This window comes from Acinetobacter sp. 25-47-122 (genome assembly GCF_056779695.1).
The window spans coordinates 184,065-201,326 of sequence record NZ_JBWYIJ010000003.1 but is presented as its reverse complement, the minus strand read 5'-3'; the positions used below and the strand labels follow the sequence as shown (position 1 = coordinate 201,326).

General features: G+C 39.0%; 17 protein-coding genes. 11 read left to right on the top strand and 6 right to left on the bottom strand.

Translation table 11 applies throughout. The features are described from left to right. Positions 1 to 121 precede the first annotated feature (121 nt). Together AC1M9P_RS03900 and dxs are read right to left on the bottom strand one after the other, a co-directional pair. A complete protein-coding gene (locus AC1M9P_RS03900) occupies positions 122 to 952 on the bottom strand; it encodes an inositol monophosphatase family protein (RefSeq protein WP_035265030.1) in 831 nt (276 codons plus the stop codon). Between the two features lie 118 nt (positions 953 to 1,070). After that, positions 1,071 to 2,975 carry a 1-deoxy-D-xylulose-5-phosphate synthase gene (gene dxs, locus AC1M9P_RS03895; RefSeq protein WP_481586774.1) on the bottom strand — a complete coding sequence of 635 codons (1,905 nt, stop codon included), beginning with the start codon at positions 2,973 to 2,975 and terminating at the stop codon, positions 1,071 to 1,073. A gap of 317 nt (positions 2,976 to 3,292) precedes the next feature. On the opposite strand from dxs, the gene ribA reads away from it, so the two are divergent. Continuing rightward, positions 3,293 to 3,895, top strand: coding sequence for a GTP cyclohydrolase II (ribA, locus tag AC1M9P_RS03890; RefSeq protein ID WP_179999334.1), 603 nt, complete (start codon positions 3,293 to 3,295; stop codon positions 3,893 to 3,895). 86 nt (positions 3,896 to 3,981) lie between these two features. On the opposite strand, the gene hemN is transcribed toward ribA, so the two are convergent. After that, complete coding sequence (hemN, locus tag AC1M9P_RS03885; protein WP_481586773.1) at positions 3,982 to 5,352, bottom strand: oxygen-independent coproporphyrinogen III oxidase; 1,371 nt, start codon at positions 5,350 to 5,352, stop codon at positions 3,982 to 3,984. Between the two features lie 245 nt (positions 5,353 to 5,597). Here hemN and hemF point away from each other — a divergent pair, with 245 nt between their 5' ends. From hemF to AC1M9P_RS03860, 5 genes are all read left to right on the top strand, one after another. Further along, positions 5,598 to 6,539, top strand: coding sequence for an oxygen-dependent coproporphyrinogen oxidase (gene hemF / locus AC1M9P_RS03880; RefSeq protein WP_035265021.1), 942 nt, complete (start codon positions 5,598 to 5,600; stop codon positions 6,537 to 6,539). A gap of 242 nt (positions 6,540 to 6,781) precedes the next feature. Then, a complete protein-coding gene (locus AC1M9P_RS03875; RefSeq protein WP_035265018.1) occupies positions 6,782 to 6,994 on the top strand; it encodes a hypothetical protein in 213 nt (70 codons plus the stop codon). Between the two features lie 84 nt (positions 6,995 to 7,078). After that, on the top strand, positions 7,079 to 7,867 hold the full coding sequence (aroE, locus tag AC1M9P_RS03870) for a shikimate dehydrogenase (protein WP_481586772.1): 789 nt from the start codon (positions 7,079 to 7,081) through the stop codon (positions 7,865 to 7,867). A gap of 380 nt (positions 7,868 to 8,247) precedes the next feature. Then, on the top strand, positions 8,248 to 10,071 hold the full coding sequence (locus AC1M9P_RS03865; protein ID WP_481586771.1) for an acyl-CoA dehydrogenase C-terminal domain-containing protein: 1,824 nt from the start codon (positions 8,248 to 8,250) through the stop codon (positions 10,069 to 10,071). 171 nt (positions 10,072 to 10,242) lie between these two features. After that, positions 10,243 to 10,848: an SRPBCC family protein gene (locus AC1M9P_RS03860; RefSeq protein WP_481586770.1), complete on the top strand. Its 606-nt coding sequence runs from the start codon at positions 10,243 to 10,245 to the stop codon at positions 10,846 to 10,848. 59 nt (positions 10,849 to 10,907) lie between these two features. Here AC1M9P_RS03860 and AC1M9P_RS03855 read toward each other — a convergent pair whose 3' ends face one another. Both AC1M9P_RS03855 and hemW read right to left on the bottom strand, forming a co-directional pair. Further along, the gene (locus tag AC1M9P_RS03855) at positions 10,908 to 11,243 is read right to left on the bottom strand and encodes a hypothetical protein (RefSeq protein ID WP_481586769.1); all 336 of its coding nucleotides are present in this window, start codon (positions 11,241 to 11,243) and stop codon (positions 10,908 to 10,910) included. Positions 11,244 to 11,447: 204 nt separating this feature from the next. After that, positions 11,448 to 12,602, bottom strand: coding sequence for a radical SAM family heme chaperone HemW (hemW, locus tag AC1M9P_RS03850; RefSeq protein ID WP_481586768.1), 1,155 nt, complete (start codon positions 12,600 to 12,602; stop codon positions 11,448 to 11,450). A 112-nt stretch (positions 12,603 to 12,714) separates the two neighbouring features. Between hemW and AC1M9P_RS03845 the strand changes: the two genes are divergently transcribed. The 4 genes from AC1M9P_RS03845 (at position 12,715) to AC1M9P_RS03830 (ending at position 16,346) form a co-directional block, all read left to right on the top strand. Beyond that, positions 12,715 to 13,176: a DMT family transporter gene (locus AC1M9P_RS03845; RefSeq protein ID WP_035264998.1), complete on the top strand. Its 462-nt coding sequence runs from the start codon at positions 12,715 to 12,717 to the stop codon at positions 13,174 to 13,176. Between the two features lie 99 nt (positions 13,177 to 13,275). After that, on the top strand, positions 13,276 to 14,580 hold the full coding sequence (locus AC1M9P_RS03840) for an MATE family efflux transporter (protein WP_481586817.1): 1,305 nt from the start codon (positions 13,276 to 13,278) through the stop codon (positions 14,578 to 14,580). Between the two features lie 144 nt (positions 14,581 to 14,724). Continuing rightward, entirely contained in the window at positions 14,725 to 16,017 is a 1,293-nt protein-coding gene (locus tag AC1M9P_RS03835) for an ABC1 kinase family protein (protein WP_481586816.1), read from the top strand. Between the two features lie 77 nt (positions 16,018 to 16,094). After that, a complete protein-coding gene (locus AC1M9P_RS03830; protein WP_035264993.1) occupies positions 16,095 to 16,346 on the top strand; it encodes a type B 50S ribosomal protein L31 in 252 nt (83 codons plus the stop codon). Between the two features lie 73 nt (positions 16,347 to 16,419). On the opposite strand, the gene crcB is transcribed toward AC1M9P_RS03830, so the two are convergent. Continuing rightward, a complete protein-coding gene (gene crcB, locus AC1M9P_RS03825; protein WP_481586767.1) occupies positions 16,420 to 16,800 on the bottom strand; it encodes a fluoride efflux transporter CrcB in 381 nt (126 codons plus the stop codon). A gap of 119 nt (positions 16,801 to 16,919) precedes the next feature. Between crcB and AC1M9P_RS03820 the strand changes: the two genes are divergently transcribed. Further along, positions 16,920 to 17,252, top strand: coding sequence for a HopJ type III effector protein (locus AC1M9P_RS03820; protein WP_035264987.1), 333 nt, complete (start codon positions 16,920 to 16,922; stop codon positions 17,250 to 17,252). Positions 17,253 to 17,262: the final 10 nt, after the last annotated feature.

Below are 17,262 nucleotides of genomic sequence, written 5' to 3'. Positions count from 1 at the left end.
TTTTTTATAATGTCATTAAGTTTAATTGCTTTTTGGTGCATTCAAGTACAAATATTCAAATTTATCATGTTTTGGAGATAAAAAAGCTCCCTATTAGGGAGCTTTCATAAATTTGATCTGCTTATTTAGCAGCAGCACCCCAAGCTGGGACAACTGCTTGCATCAATGGTTTCAATAATTTCATAGAACAAGCCAAGACTTGACCATTTTCCATTGAGTTTGAACCACCGCGCGCATCAACTACTGTACCACCAGCTTCTTTAACAATTAGCTCACCCGCTGCGATATCCCATGGTTTCAAACCAAGTTCGAAATAACCATCGTAACGACCAGCAGCAACATAAGCTAAGTCGAGTGCTGCTGAACCTAAACGGCGGAATTGAGCGCCTTGTTCAGATACTGCCAACAAAGAATCGAAGTGATTTTTTGCATAAGAAACTACTTCGCCATCACGTTTAGCACGATATGCATGACCAACAGCCAAGAATGTACGATCTAAACTATCTTTTACATTCACACGAATACGACGTTGGTTCATCATTGCACCGCGACCGCGACTCGCAGAGAACAATTCATCTTTGATTGGGTCATACACAACACCGTGTTGAGTCACGCCTTTGTGTTGAACTGCAATAGAAATACAGAAGTGTGGGACACCATTAATGAAGTTTAAAGTACCATCTAAAGGATCGATCACCCAACACCAATCAGCATCGTGACCTTTACCTTCTTGCATACCAAACTCTTCACCAAGGAAGCTGTGATTTTTATAGCTTTTGCGCAAGATATCGATCGTCAACTCTTCAACATAGCGATCAACGCGAGTCACAGGACCTTCGATACCTTTTTCTTCAACTTGCAGATCAAGTTTATGACGATTCTGATGCGCTTTTAAAAGCTCTTGACCAACTGTTTGAGCCGCACGCGCAGCCATCACCACCATAGGTTCCATTGAACACCCACTACAAATTTGAAGATACTGATAAAGAATAATGCATAAAAGCGCCGACATTTTATCAAATATCGGCGCTTTTAGGTAAAAAATGTTTCTAAAATTTTATGACTTGTATTTAAACCACCTGTACAAGCTTTAACCAAGCTTGTTGAATTGAAGATTGGATACCTTCTGCATCCAATCCACAATCTTTAAGCATCTCACCATGACTGGCTTGTGCCAAGAATTGATCAGGTAAGCCTATGTTCAAAACTGGCTTGAGAATGTGTTCGGCCATTATAAATTCATTCACAGCACTTCCAGCACCACCCATGACTGCATGCTCTTCAACCGTTACAAAAAGTTGGGTTTGATCTGCATATTGTCGAATGATTTGACCATCTAGGGGTTTAACAAAACGCATATTCACAACGCGTACTGCAACATCCAATTGATCAACTAAAAGCTGAGCAGCATGTTCTGCAACACTCACGCGGCTACCGAAAGCTAAAATAGTAATCACTTCTTCGGCTTTTACATTCAGCTCCAAAGTTAACTCAGCTTTACCAATTTCAAGCGCTGTCAGTTCTTTTTGAATTTCAACACCTAAACCATTTCCGCGTGGATAACGTACTGCAGCAGGACCCGGGTGCAAATAAGCGGTATGTAGCATTTGACGGCATTCATTTTCATCTTTTGGTGCCATAATCACGATATTCGGAACTGTACGCATAAATGCGTAATCGTATGCACCAGCATGGGTTGGTCCATCTTCACCCACTAAACCTGCACGATCGATACCAAATGTGACATCAAGGTTTTGTAATGCCACATCATGAATAAGCTGATCATAACCACGCTGTAAGAAGGTTGAATAAATTGCCACTACTGGTTTTAAACCTTCACATGCCATACCTGCAGCTAAAGTCACTGCATGTTGTTCTGCAATTGCCACATCAAAATAACGATCAGGATATTGTTTGGCGAATTGCACCATACCTGAACCTTCACACATGGCAGGTGTAATGGCTAACAACTTATCATCTAACTGGGCTTCCTCACACAACCACTGCCCAAAAACATCAGAATATTTGGGTGCTTTTGTTGAAACTGCTGCAGCATTTAATTTAGCAATTGCGTGATATTTTATTTGATCTGCTTCAGCAGGTGCGAAGCCCTTACCCTTCTTGGTATAGATATGAATTAAGCGCGGCCCCTTACGTTTTTTTAAGGCACTAAATACATTAACAAGTTCATCGACGTTATGACCATCGAATGGACCAAAATAGTCAAATCCAATCGCTTTAAATAAGTTATCCGCAGCCTCGGTAGCAGCACAATGTAAACGTGAAGTGTAGTCCCACTCAGGATAGTCCTGAATAAATGGATTACCCTGCTCATCAATGTGTACAGATTGCCCTTTTTCCCAAATAGCAGCCAAATGTTTTGCAAAACCACCCGTGCTACATGAAATCGACATATCATTGTCATTCAGCACCACCATGAGATCAGCATTATGTGCAACAGCATCATTCATGGCTTCGAATGCCATCCCTGCTGTCATTGCACCATCACCGATAATTGCAACCACTTCACAAGGATCTTTTTGATAACGACGAGCTAAAGCCATTCCCAAACCCGCTGAAATAGCAGTCGATGAGTGGCCCACACCAAAAGTATCAAATTCAGACTCTTCACGAGCTGGAAACGCCGCCAAGCCATTTTTTGCACGAATTGTAGTCAGTTGCTCACGACGTCCAGTCAAAGCTTTATGTGGATATGCTTGATGTCCCACATCCCAGATAAGACGATCATGCGGTGTATTGAAACAATAATGCAAGGCAACAGTTAATTCGATTACACCTAGATTGGCACCGAAATGCCCACCACTTTGTCCAGCAGCATACAAAATAAATTGACGTAGCTCGTCCGACACTTGACTCAATTGTTCTTTGGCTAGTTGACGCAATTGCATTGGATGATTAATCGCATCCAATAAAGGCGTAACAGGACGTTGACTAGGTATTTCGGTATACAACATATGTGGCAATGCCTTCTAAAGCCTGGCAAATCCTAAGCTAGGTAAATGGGTTAGCTCGATTCTTCTTATTGATCGAGAAATCGAAAAAAAACACCTTAAATCAACCACATTTATATTGGTCCAGTGTTGAGCTTTCGCTAAACGGGCGTTGTTAGGTAGCTAGATTATCCTGAATATCGATGCTACTTATCAACTATTATCTTGTGCTTTGCAAAAAAAAGGAAATCTTCTGTGTAAATTTGCACAATGATACTCAACTATGGTCTGATCATTCAGCTATACTTTAGCCAAATTATGAACATGTAATGGAAGTCGCTGTGCCTATAGAGTTTGTTGCCACATCTAAATTACCCACTGCCTTTGGTGATTTTAAAATCACTGTTTTTCAAGATCCTAAAACAGGTGAAGAACACGTAGCATTGTCAAAAGGATTAGATACAGCACCCACCTCTCCTGTCTTGGTACGAATCCATTCCGAATGTTTAACAGGTGATGCTTTTGCTTCATTAAAATGTGATTGTGGCCCACAACTTCAAGCAACTCAAAAACTGATTAACGAAGCAGGACAAGGCGTAATTTTATATTTACGCCAAGAAGGTCGTGGTATTGGTTTAACCAATAAAATTCGTGCTTATGCCTTGCAAGATCAAGGACATGACACAGTAGATGCTAACCTGATGCTCAACTTACCCGCTGATGCGCGTAAATACGATATGTGCAGTATCATGCTGGATCACTTACAAGTGAAACAAGTCAAACTTGTCACAAACAATCCTCTCAAAATTAAAGCTTTAACTGATTTAGGAATTGATGTAGTTGATCGTGTCCCGTTAACGGTCGGTTTGAATAAATTCAATGAAGAATACTTAAAAACCAAACATGAGCGCATGTCACATATGTATCAAAAGGATGATTTTTAACTAAAGCATAATTTAATCGCTGTAAAAAATACCCCGATGCTTAGGGGTATTTTTTTACTTAGACTCAGCCCAATTTGTGAAGATGACTATATCGTCATAGAAAATATCCGATTTTCAGGTTTGTTTCTTTTTAACCTTAAATCGAACGCCATACAGATATTTCGTACAAATGGTTTTCCAGCTTCCGTTACCTTCAATCCATATTCACTCATCTTCACAAGTTGGTCATTTTGCATTTCAGCTAAATCTTCTAAAACTTGTGGTCGCTGTGCAAAATCCATGTCACCTTGCCAATTCGTCTCAAAATGGCACATGAGATTTAAAATATGCTTTCTGATTTTCAAATCTTCTTCTGTTAAAAGATGACCTTTAAAAACTGGAATTTCGTTTTGTTCTAATCGAGCATAGTAATCTTCAAGCTTCTTTTCATTTTGAGCAAAACCTTGCCAACAATCACCAATAGCTGACATCCCTAAGCCAATCATCACTTCTGTTTTTGAAACGGTATATCCCATAAAATTACGATGTAACTGTTGGGCTTGAAATACCTGATACATATCATCATGCTCAAGCGCAAAATGATCCATCCCTATTTCATGATATCCAGCAGACAATAATTTTTGTTTTCCTTGCTCATAACACTGTCTTTTCTCTTCATCGCGCGGAACATCATGGTCTTTAAAACCACGTTGCCCATTACCTTTGATCCATGGTACATGTGCATAACTGTAAAAGGCTAAACGATCTGGCTTAATTTGAATGGTTTGATCAATTGTGTTTAAAACATCATCTAAATATTGAAAGGGCAGCCCGTAGACCAAATCATGCGAAATAGACGTATAACCAATTTCACGCGCCCATTCTGTAACCTGCTTTACGTGTTCAAAAGGTTGAATTCGGTGGATCGCTTTCTGCACGGTTTCATTATAATCCTGCACACCAAAGCTAACGCGTCTAAAACCCAATTCAAACAGCGTCTTTAAATGTTCGTAGGAAGTATTATTAGGATGTCCTTCAAAACTAAATTGATGATCTTCAGCTACTTGTGATAACGCTAAAAGCCCATCAATCAACTGTTTAAGATGCTGAGGAGAAAAAAATGTAGGTGTCCCTCCGCCTAGATGTATCTCTTTAATCAAAGGACGCTCTACAAATAACTCACAATACAATTTCCATTCTTTTAACAGAGCCAAAATATAGGGCTGTTCCATTTCATGTTTTTTAGTGATTTTTTTATGACATCCACAAAAAGTACATAAGGACTCGCAAAAAGGTAAGTGAATGTAAAGGCTAATACCATGTTGGCTATTCGATTTATCAAAACGTATTTTTAGTTTTTGCTGCCATAGTACTCGATCAAAAGTCGACTGCTCCCAATACGGAACTGTGGGATAGCTCGTATATCGAGGACCTGGAACATTATATTTTTGCACCAGTGAAACAACGTTTTCGAACATATCCCCACCTTTAAAATCACCACATATTAAAAGCTTAACTGCTTTCAGTCGTCCTATTTTGAGGAGCTTATTCTTTTAATTCAACCTAGTAGCTTGGTCAGGATTCATAAGCAAATTCAAATCACAAAGTACGTTTACCCTGACTAAACTTAAATCTCGATCTGCTATATCGATAAAATTACCTTAATCTTTCATACAATTTATGTTTTGATGTAGCTAGTTTTTCATTGCCCAAGAGGCTTGGTATGTCACACCCGACTTCTGCAGATATTCAACGTGTTCGTGAATTTTTACTCGACTTACAAACTCGAATTTGTGCTGCGCTTGAACAACAAGAACAACAAGGTGGCGGTAATGCCCAATTTGAGATCGATGATTGGGAACGTCCCGAAGGTGGTGGTGGCAGATCACGCGTATTGCAAGATGGTACAGTGATCGAAAAAGGTGGTGTGATGTTCTCGCACATCAATATCTCAAAGTTACCAGCATCTGCTACCGAACGGCACCCACATATAGCTGGCGCACAAGCACAAGCCATGGGGGTTTCTTTAGTGATCCATCCTAGAAATCCAAATGTGCCGACCTCACATGCCAACGTAAGACTATTTGTCGCAGAAAAAGAAGGACAAGATCCTATTTGGTGGTTTGGCGGCGGTTTTGATTTAACGCCATTTTATCCGAATGATGAAGATGTTAAATCATGGCATCAAACTGCGCACGATCTTTGTGCACCTTTTGGCGATCATGTCTACCAAGATCATAAAAAATGGTGTGATGATTATTTTTATTTGAAGCATCGTGATGAACAACGTGGTGTCGGTGGGTTATTTTTTGATGACTTAAATCAGTGGGATTTCGAAACTTGTTTTAAATACATGCAAGCTGTAGGCAATGGATATCTCAATGCGATTCTACCAATCTTCCAACGTAATCAAGATAAACCCTATAGTGAAGCTCAACGCGATTTCCAATTGTATCGTCGTGGGCGCTATGTGGAATATAACTTAGTTTACGATCGAGGGACGTTATTTGGATTACAAACTGGCGGTCGAATTGAGTCTATTTTAGTAAGTCTTCCTCCATTAACGGGTTGGAAATACAGACCTGAATGGGATGAAGGCTCTGCTGAAAAAAAATTAACCGACTACTATTTAAAACCGAGAGATTGGCTCGCTGAACTGCATTAAATGTAAATCACTCGCCCTGTTAAAACAGGGCTTTTTTGTTGAGCAATATATTCATCCCATTGTCTAACGAAATTGAATAATTCCATTACATTTTCTTAAAAAAAAAGGCACAATAGATAAAATTGATTAAATTTTGTCACACTTCTGACACAGCTCTTAAGTTTAATTTAAGCAAAGTACTGTACAATCAATTTTTACTTGTATTACTCATGGAAGTTTTTACTTCTGCATAAGGAATCGATATGCAACACAACTCTATTCGCGCACGTGTTGTCGTATTTTGGACACTGGTTATCGCTCTTTTGAGTGCAATCAGTACCACTATATTTTCAGAAACACTACTCAATGATAGCTTTGGTTTTAGCTTGATGGTGTTTGCAGCTGTTGGTCTACTGCTCAACATTGCGCATATTTTACTTCATACCCTATTTGAAATTTGTAACCCAAGTCATTAATACACTTCATTAAATATGTTCATATTGGGAACTTTCTGCATTTGACGTATATTGTTTGCCACTTCTTCATCAGGAATTAGAGCAATGCGCAAACAATTTGCCGTAATTGGAAATCCCATTGAACAATCTCGATCTCCAGAGCTTCATCATGCGTTCGCACAAAAGACTGGGGTGATCCTTGAATATAGCAAACGCCTTGCTCCTCTCGATGGTTTTACACAGAGTATCAATGAATTTTTTAAGGCTGGTGGTATTGGTCTGAATGTCACGGTGCCGTTTAAAGAACAAGCTTTTGCACAATGTGATGTACTCACTGAACGTGCCAAAATTGCAAAAGCAGTAAATACACTATGGATGAAAGATGGTATATTGCATGGCGACAATACCGATGGCCAAGGACTTGTTGCAGCCATTCAACATTTAAATTGGCCTCTTGAGCAAGCAAGCGTGCTTATTTTAGGTGCAGGTGGTGCAACACGTGGCGTGATTTATCCACTGCATAAAGCTGGTGTAAATAAAATCATGATTGCTAATCGAACGGTTGCTCGCGCAGAGCAATTGATTCAGGACTTACAACCTGCTGTCCCAGATCTAGAGCTAAACGCTTGTGGTCTTGATCACATAGCAGGTGAATTTGATATTGTTATTAATGCTACCTCGGCAAGCTTATCTGGCGATGCAATCAATCTACCTCAACAGTTAAAATTCAAATATGCCTATGAAATGGCCTATGGCAAACCTTCCACTTTCCTTGATCAAGCGAAACAGCGTGGAATTCCGACTGCAGAAGGATTTGGAATGCTCGTTGGACAAGCGATTGAATCTTTCGCGATTTGGAATGGTGTGCGTCCAGAATTAAAAGATTTTATTTAGTTTTTGCACACGTTTAGTGCCTTGTGAACAGTGCAATTTTTTAAATTGCACTTTTTTCTCTCTATAATATCGATTAAATCTCTTCGAATTGATTTTAGTGACATATTTTTAGTGCATATTCAAATTGAATAAATTCAAATTAAACATATGATCATCCACACAACAAAACCAACCTAAGCTTATGTATTAATAATATTATTTTTTCTAATAAACTCCTACTACAACAAATGAATTCAGTTTATATTCATTCTAGAGCCTAAACACTAATTCGCAATTCTGACATTTATTTCCGTGACTTACATCAATGTTTTTTTAGTGTTGTAGGTCAATAATCGGATCATCTAAAAAGTATTTTCTCTATTCAAATTAGGAAAAGTTCAATGCCTGCATATAAAGCGCCCGTACGTGATATTCGTTTCTTAATGAACGAAGTTTTTGATTATCCTGCGCACTATAAAACTCTAAGCAACGGCGAAGCTGCTGACTCTGATACTGTCGATATGATTATCGAAGGTGCTGCAGATTTCTGTGAAAATGTATTATCTCCACTTAATCAGCCTGGAGATGAAGAAGGCTGTCATTTTAAAGATGGTGAAGTCAAAACGCCTAAAGGTTTCAAAGAAGCTTACGAGCAGTTTGTACAAGGTGGCTGGCAAGGTCTTTCGTATCCTGAAGAGTTTGGTGGTCAAGCACTGCCTATGTCGCTGAACCTGATCAAATCAGAAATGATGGGTACAGCAAACTGGTCTTTCACGATGTATCCGGGCTTAAGTATGGGTTGTATGAATACCATCATGCAATTTGGTACTGAAGAACAGAAAAACACCTACATGCCTCACCTCACTGCTGGTACATGGTCAGGCACAATGTGTTTAACTGAACCACAATGTGGTACAGACTTGGGTCAAGTTAAAACTAAAGCTGAGCCTAAAGGTGACGGTACTTATGCTATCACAGGTACTAAAATCTTTATTTCTGCGGGTGAACACGATTTAACTGAAAATATCATTCATATTGTGTTGGCACGTCTTCCAGACTCTCCAGCTGGTACACGTGGTATTTCTTTATTCATTGTTCCAAAATTCATCCCAACTGCTGATGGTGGTGTAGGCGAACGCAATCCTGTGACTTGCGGTTCTATTGAACACAAAATGGGGATCAGAGCATCTGCTACTGCCGTACTGAACTTTGATGCTGCAACGGGTTATCTGATTGGTGAAGTCAACAAAGGCTTACACGCAATGTTTACCTTCATGAATACGGCGCGTATCGGAACTGCTGTTCAAGGTTTAGCACATGCAGAACTTGCATTCCAAGGTGCATTACCTTATGCAAAAGAACGTATGTCAATGCGCGCACTCTCAGGTAAAAAAGAGCCTGAAAAAGTAGCTGACTCAATTATCCATCATGCTGATGTTCGCCGTATGCTTTTGACTCAAAAAGCGATTGCTGAAGGTGGCCGTGCAATGATCTATCATGCTGCACAACTTGCTGACAAAATGACTGATGCTTTAGCTCAAGCTGATCAAGCGAAGTTTGATGATTATGATGATAAACTAGGTTTCTACACACCAATTTTGAAAGGCTTCTTAACTGAGTTAGGCTTAGAAGCAGCAAACCACGGTATGCAAGTCTTTGGTGGCCATGGTTATATCAAAGAACATGGTATGGAGCAGATCGTTCGTGACGCGCGTATTTCAACGCTTTACGAAGGTACAACTGGTGTTCAAGCACTAGACTTAATCGGTCGTAAAGTACTGTTATCTTCTAAAGGTAAAGTCGTTCGTGACTATACAGCTGAAATCTTAAAATTCTGTGGCCAGCACGCACGCAATAAATACATGCGCCGTTTTGCTTGGGACTTAACTAAGATTTGTGCACAATGGAACGCATTAACTGTACGTATTATGCTTGCTGCACGCAAAGATCGCGACATCGTTTCAAGTGCTTCTGTGGATTACTTAATGTTCTCTGGTTATGCAATGATGGCATATTACTGGGCTCAACAAGCGGCAGTGGCATCAGCGAAGTTGGCATCAGGTGATGGTCAAGAAACTCCAGAATTCTACAAAGCGAAAATCAAAGTTGCAGATTTCTACTTTGAGCGTTTACTTCCTCGTGCTCAAGGTCATGCTGAATCTATGGTTAACCCTTCGAAAACTTTAATGTCTTTAGAAGCTGAACACTTTAGTTTTGATTACTAAGATTTCATAGAAAAAAGACCGCCAAGGCGGTCTTTTTTTATTGATCGAATAAACTATCTTACTTTAAGAATACGAAATTACATTTAGAGCAAGAATACAACAGTGGTATCTTGATCAAGCGATATAAATATTCCAAACGAGCTTTTATCAATATACAAAAAGGAAAATAATATGCATAAGACCTTGATCTCCCTCTCTTTACTCATTGCAGTCTTTTTCGCTACAAATAGCTTCGCTGAATCGGATATTAAACATCACCAAAAAACCACGACGTATTCAACAAAGAATTTGAATTACTCGACGAGTGGATCTGCTGAGGTCATTATTCATCGCCCTGTGAGTGAAGTCTTCAATATTTTAACCAATGTGAATCTCTGGCCAAAAATTAATTTGGGTGCAACTCAAGCCATCGAGCCTAAGAATATTCGCGTTCAAAAAGGTACGACTTTTAAAGAGTTTATTAGCAGCCCGATTCCAGGCATAAAAGATTGGAGTAATGAATGGCATGTGATTGAGTTTGAGAAAGATAAGAAGTTTGTTATCGCAACCATAGAGCAATTTGCTCAAGTCCCAATCCATTCAAAAATTACCTATGAATTTGATCGTATCAACGCCAATAGCACAGAATTTGAACGAAAAATTGAAGTAACTTTAGATGATAAATTTATTCAAGGCGCGACAAAACAAGAAGTTGAAGCCCTATATCGTTTTATTGGTTCTCAGTGGGAAATGGTCAATCATTTAAAAAAGTATGTTGAAGATCAACGCTCAAATTAAGGAATAAAAAAGCACCTGATTGAACAACCAATCAGGTGTTGTAAATTAATGCATATATTTTAATGCTCACGGTACTCTTTAATCTCTATTGGCTTATCTTTCACGAGTTCAACTGTTCCCTCATTCAAACCATTGAAATTTTTAAAATGAATTGAAACACCATTTTCATTTGCAAGTTTCACACCACTTGCAGCAACCGCGTTCTTCAGGTGATAAACCGCATCCGAGTTATCCCTGAGTTCTGCCGTTTGAAAATTGTCATTTGTTTTTAGCTCTAATGTTAAATCCATTGGTCCAGTAAAATGGATCACCTGTTCACCTTCAGCACGAGCAACTTGATCAACAGGCGCTGAAGCTTCAGCATTTAAATGCGCTGGTCTCTCTTGTTCTGACATTTGCTCACTATTTTTGTTTTTTATCAGCACAACCAACGAATGCCAATCCCAAGATTGAAGCCACTAGAACTAATTTCATTTTTATTACCTATCTTGATGAGAACCATTAAAAAACTCATCATTATTTTCACAGTAAAGGAGCGAAATAAGTGTGGATTTAACAGTTTCGCTGTTAAAAATTACATTGGAGTTTAACTATAGAACTTACAGAAACTCCTCAAGCAATGAGTTCAAATATAAATGTCCTTGAGCAGTGCATGACAAACGGTTTGGATCATCTACTATTAATTTTCTGTCAATCAATGACTGAATTTGAACTTGGATTGATTTCAAAGATAAACCTGTACGAGCTTCATAATATGAGGTTGGTACACCTTGATTAAGTCGAAGTGCATTCATCATAAATTCGAATGGCATTTCATCAGCTTCAATTTTCTTAAAATGCAAATGCTCTGCAGGGACTTTCGCTAGATAATCTTTCGGTAATCGTGTTTTTTGGTAACGATATACACCATCACTTAGCGTCACTTTAGCATGCGCACCAGCACCAATCGCTAAGTAATCGCCAAATTGCCAATAATTTAAATTATGTGCTGAGGGTTTTTCTTTACGCCAAGCCGACACTTCGTAGTTAGTAAAATCATTTTCGATTAAATAGGCCTCACCCTGTACCTGAATTTCTTCTAATACATCATCGACAGGCAATATAGGTTGAGTTCGAAAAAATACGGTATTGGGCTCAATGGTTAACTGATACCACGAGATATGTGTAGCACCGTGCTCCACGGCAAGTTTTAAGTCAAGTAATGCTTGTTCAAGCGTTTGTTCAGGTAAGCCGTGCATTAAATCGACATTAATTCGCTTAAAGCCTGCATCTTTCGCCAAACCAATTGCTGAAATTGCATCTTGGTTGGAATGAATACGCCCCAGTTTTTGAAGATGATTCGAGTTAAAGCTTTGGACACCTAAAGACAACCGATTGATCCCCGCCTTTAAATAATCTGCAAATGGATCATGTTCTACCGTTCCGGGGTTGGCTTCTAAGGTAATTTCACAATCATCCTCAAACGGAATCAAAGCGCTTAGCTGAGCAAATAGCCATTGATACCCTTGAGCAGAAATGAGAGAAGGAGTACCTCCACCTATGAACACGCTATGAATTTGACGACCCTGAGCAAAATTTATCTGTGTTTTGAAATCCTCAACCAATGCTTGTAAATATTCTTTCTCCAACGCCATGGACAATGCCCCATTGGGTACTGCATGCGAATTAAAGTCGCAATATGGACATTTACGCACACACCACGGCATATGAATATAAAGTGACAATGGAATATCTTGTGGATTCAAAGTAGCCAAACGTACAGCTCAAAACTTAAAAAACTTATTTTAACATGACTACACCATAACGCTCAGAACTGATTCAGTTTTTACTTTACACTCAATATAAAACAAGGACGTGGGTGCATTTATGTTTAAAGTCGCGAGCCAATTTTTATTCTTTATCCCTTTAGCGCTGGGGATCGGAATCGCAATGACCTTCCAAACTGCGATTAACACACAATTACGTGAATATTTATATTCTCCATTACAAGCTGCACTTTTATCATTTTTGATTGGTACAATAGTTCTCGCAATACTGGTTTTTTTTCAACAGACTGAAAAACCACAATTGAGCGAAATTGTACAAATTCCTTGGCATCTTTGGCTTGGCGGTTTTTTAGGTGTTTATGCCATCAGTATTAGTATTTATTCCGCACCTAAATTAGGTTTCTTAACCTTATCGGCGTTAATTATTTTTGGACAGATTGTTATGTCCATGATAGTCGACCATTTTGGAATTTTAGGTACAGAAAAAATTGCCATTAATTGGCAGCGCATTTTGGGTGGCGTGGTGATTTTTATAGGTGTGCTTCTCACTTTACAACGCTAAACCTTCATTCTAAGCACATAAAAACGATGAGTAATTTTTGTGTCTAATGTGACTGCAACTTCCAACATCAGTTATGAATTAAAAAAACTATTTCATCTCATGATCCCAATCTTGATTACGCAATTTTCGCAAGCAGGATTAGGACTGATTGATACTATTATGGCAGGACATTTATCTGCATTAGACTTAGCGGCAATTGCTGTCGGGGTAGGTCTTTGGATTCCTGTCATGTTGCTATTTAGCGGTATTATGATTGCAACAACGCCGTTGGTTGCTGAAGCAAACGGTGCGAGGACTCCAGAGAAAATTGCCACTATTACACGACAAGCATTATGGGTTGCTTTAGTTCTCGGGATTATTGCTGGTCTAGTCTTACAGATTCTCCCCTATACGCTTCCTCTTCTTGGCGTTCCAGAGTCACTTCACCCTAAAGCTGGCCTATTCTTACATGCGATTGGATTCGGTATGCCAGCAGTCACCATGTTTGCTGCACTACGAGGATACTCTGAGGCGATTGGTAATCCACGCCCAGTGACTGTGATCAGTTTAATGGCCTTAGTCGTACTTATTCCGCTTAATTTTGTGTTTATGTATGGTTTAGGTCCAATTCCTGCATTAGGAAGTGCTGGATGTGGATTTGCAACGGCAATTCTACAGTGGCTGATGCTGATCACGTTGGCATTGTATATCTTGAATAATCAGGCATATCAAAAAACCCAACCCTTTAGTCATTTTGAAAAAATTGATCGCTACTGGTTAAAACGCATCCTTGCTTTAGGTTTCCCAATTGGTTTGGCTATCTTCTTTGAGGTCAGTATTTTCAGTACCGCTGCAATCGTATTGAGTCCATTGGGTGAAATTACGGTTGCAGCGCATCAAATTGCCATCTCCATTACGTCACAATTATTTATGATCCCGATGTCTCTCGCGATCGCACTTACCATCCGAGTGGGAACGTATTATGGTGAAAAGGATTACCAATCTATGCGTAAAGTCCAATGGTTGGGTTTAGCAACAAGTACTGTACTGGCAGTAATGACCATGGTTTTATTGTGGGTCTTCCGCCATCAAATTGTCGCGTTATATACCTCTGATGTATTGGTGACTCAAATTGCGGTTTACTTGGTTCTATTCGCTGTTGCTTACCAACTGATGGACGCTTGGCAAATCAGTGCTGCAGGATGTCTAAGAGGCATGCAAGATACGAAGGGTCCTATGTGGATTACTATGCTTGCCTATTGGGTGATTGCATTCCCTGTAGGCGTATATCTCTCTAGATTTACCAACATTGGTCCTGCGGGTGTATGGATTGGATTGATCGTGGGGTTAAGTATTGCCTGTGTACTCTTACTCGGACGTTTATATATGAATAATCAGCGACTTGAGCGTAGTCAATCATCATGAACAATAAATCCCGAATGCTCGGGATTTATTTTTTTATGCCAATCATTTACTTACAACTCATTAACAATTTCAAATATGCATCTTTTGATTTGTCGCCTATGATCAAATCAGAAGATGAAAATAATGAATCGAGGTTCTCAACTCATGGCAAACAAAGCGAGCTCTCCCGGCCGTCGTTTCATGAAACTCGCAGGTATGACTGCAAGTATTGCTACTAAAACCGTGTCCAACTCTATCCGCACCTTTAATGCAGATGATGATAAAAAAAACGAAGCACGCAGTAAGCTCTTTCAAGACATTGGTGTTCAAATTGCAGACACCCTTGGGGAAATGAAAGGTGCTGTAATGAAAGTTGGTCAAATTGCATCACAATACAAAGATATTTTCCCGCCTGAAGTCGCGAAGGCTATTGCTAAATTACAACGTCAAGCCCCTGCGATGCCCTTCCAGCAAATCAAGCAACAAGTTGAAAAAGAACTTGGTCAGCCACTGTTAGATGTTTTTAAAACATTTGATGAACAACCTTTTGCAGCAGCTTCGATTGGGCAAGTTCATAAAGCAACCTTAAAAAATGGCCAAGAAGTCGTTGTAAAAGTACAGTACCCAGGCGTAGATGAAGCATGCGAAAGCGATTTAAAACAAGTCCGCTTGGCTTTACGTTTGATGGGTGTATTAAAAGTCGATAAAAAATTACAAGATCGATTATTTGCAGAAATTCAAGACAGCTTACACGAAGAGCTCAACTATGAAATTGAAGCGCAAAATTTAGAGGTATTTAGAACCTTCCATCAAGCATTGGATTCTAAAATTATTATCCCACAAGTTTTCAAAGATTATTCCAGCAGACGAGTTCTTACATTGAGCTTAGAAGCAGGTGACAATATTGAAACCGCAAGCACTTGGCCGCTTGAAACACGTAACGAAATTGGTCGTCGACTAATTCAGGCTCTTGGCCATCAGATTTTCTATCTAAAACGCTTTCATTGTGATCCGCATCCTGGCAATTTTGCTTTCCGCTCCGATGGTAGTGTCATCATCTATGATTTCGGTGGTGTTAAAACCTTATCTGCTGAACTGGTGGATCGATTTAAAAAATTAGTTCGCGCTGGTCGTGCTGAAAATATCCAAGAGATTGAACAGCATTTATTCGCATTGGATGCTCTTGCTGAAACAGGAAAATTCCCTGAGGAACTTTACAAACAATGGTTAGAAGTGTTGCTCAGACCCCTTACCACTCAATACAATTTTGCTGAAAACTCATCTCATCATGATGGCGTCATTTTAGTGAAAAAATCACTTAAGTATTGGGATACATTTAAGCCCTCTCCAGACACATTAATGGTCAATCGTACTATTTCTGGACACTATTGGAATCTGATTAACTTAAAAGTCGATGACAATATCAATGATTTGTTTGAAACGCTCGTTCCTAATTGAAAAATTAACAAGACCTTACAATGCTCATTATTGTTATGTTATATTATAACAAAATATAAATAGTTAGGAGTGTTTCCATGCGTCCCAATATTCATCCTGAATACCATGAAGTACTGTTTCATGATACCAACGCAGATCAGTATTTCATCATCGGTAGTACGATTCAGTCAAAGCAAACCAAAGAATATCAAGGGAAAACTTACCCCTATGTCACGCTAGATATTTCAAGTGCTTCGCACCCTTTCTATACTGGTGAAGTCCGTCAAGCTAATAATGAAGGACGTGTGGCAAGTTTCAATAAGCGTTTCGGTCGCTTTAAACGTAAATAATAAAATTTTCGACTCTCACTATTTTAAAGCCTAAATTTACTCCTCCAATTTAGGCTTTTTTTTATTCTTATCGTTATTTATGGGTTAAATAAAATTGAGTAAAGGAAAAACTCAAAACCAATCCCAAGAGTCCAATCATGATACTACTCACAACATACATCAGTGCCAAATTGTATTGCCCAGATTTTATCAATTGAAAAGTTTCCAAGCCAAAACTTGAGAATGTGGTAAAACCACCTAATATGCCAACCATAAAAAATAGGCGAGCCTCATGTTGTAATACAGGATATTGTAAACTGAATGCAAAAAATCCCCCTGCTAGAACACAGCCCAAGATATTCACAATCCAAGTTGCCCATGGAAATTGATCTGCATTTTGCATGAACCACATACTGGTCATATATCGAAGTGTTGCACCAATCGCTCCACCACATGCTACCCATAACCAACTCATATTATGTCCGTTCTCGTGTATTGATCATATTTCCCCCTTAAAAAGTAACGAATTATTGTCTTGGATTCACGCGTTTTTTCGTTAAGATGTAGCAAATTTAAACGTGTAAGGACTCAATTATGGCTCAAGCATTATTGGAACAATTAAAAAATGGCGAAGCAAAATTTGCAGACGTAATTTCATTTATTGAAGCAGGTTATACACATACGCCAACCGCATTTAGTAATGGTCAACAATATAATGCCAGTAATGAAAATCAAGGGAGTGCTAAAGTTTTTTCCTTTGCCAAATTAAATGGTCTTTCTCAAGAACAAACATTACAGCTTTTTGCAGAACACTACGCTTCTGTTCTGGCGACACCTGAAGCATCAGATCATCAAAATATCCGTCAATTCATGATTCATGGATGGGATGGCATTAAATTTGAAGGAAATGCACTCACTGCGAAATAATCATAAATAA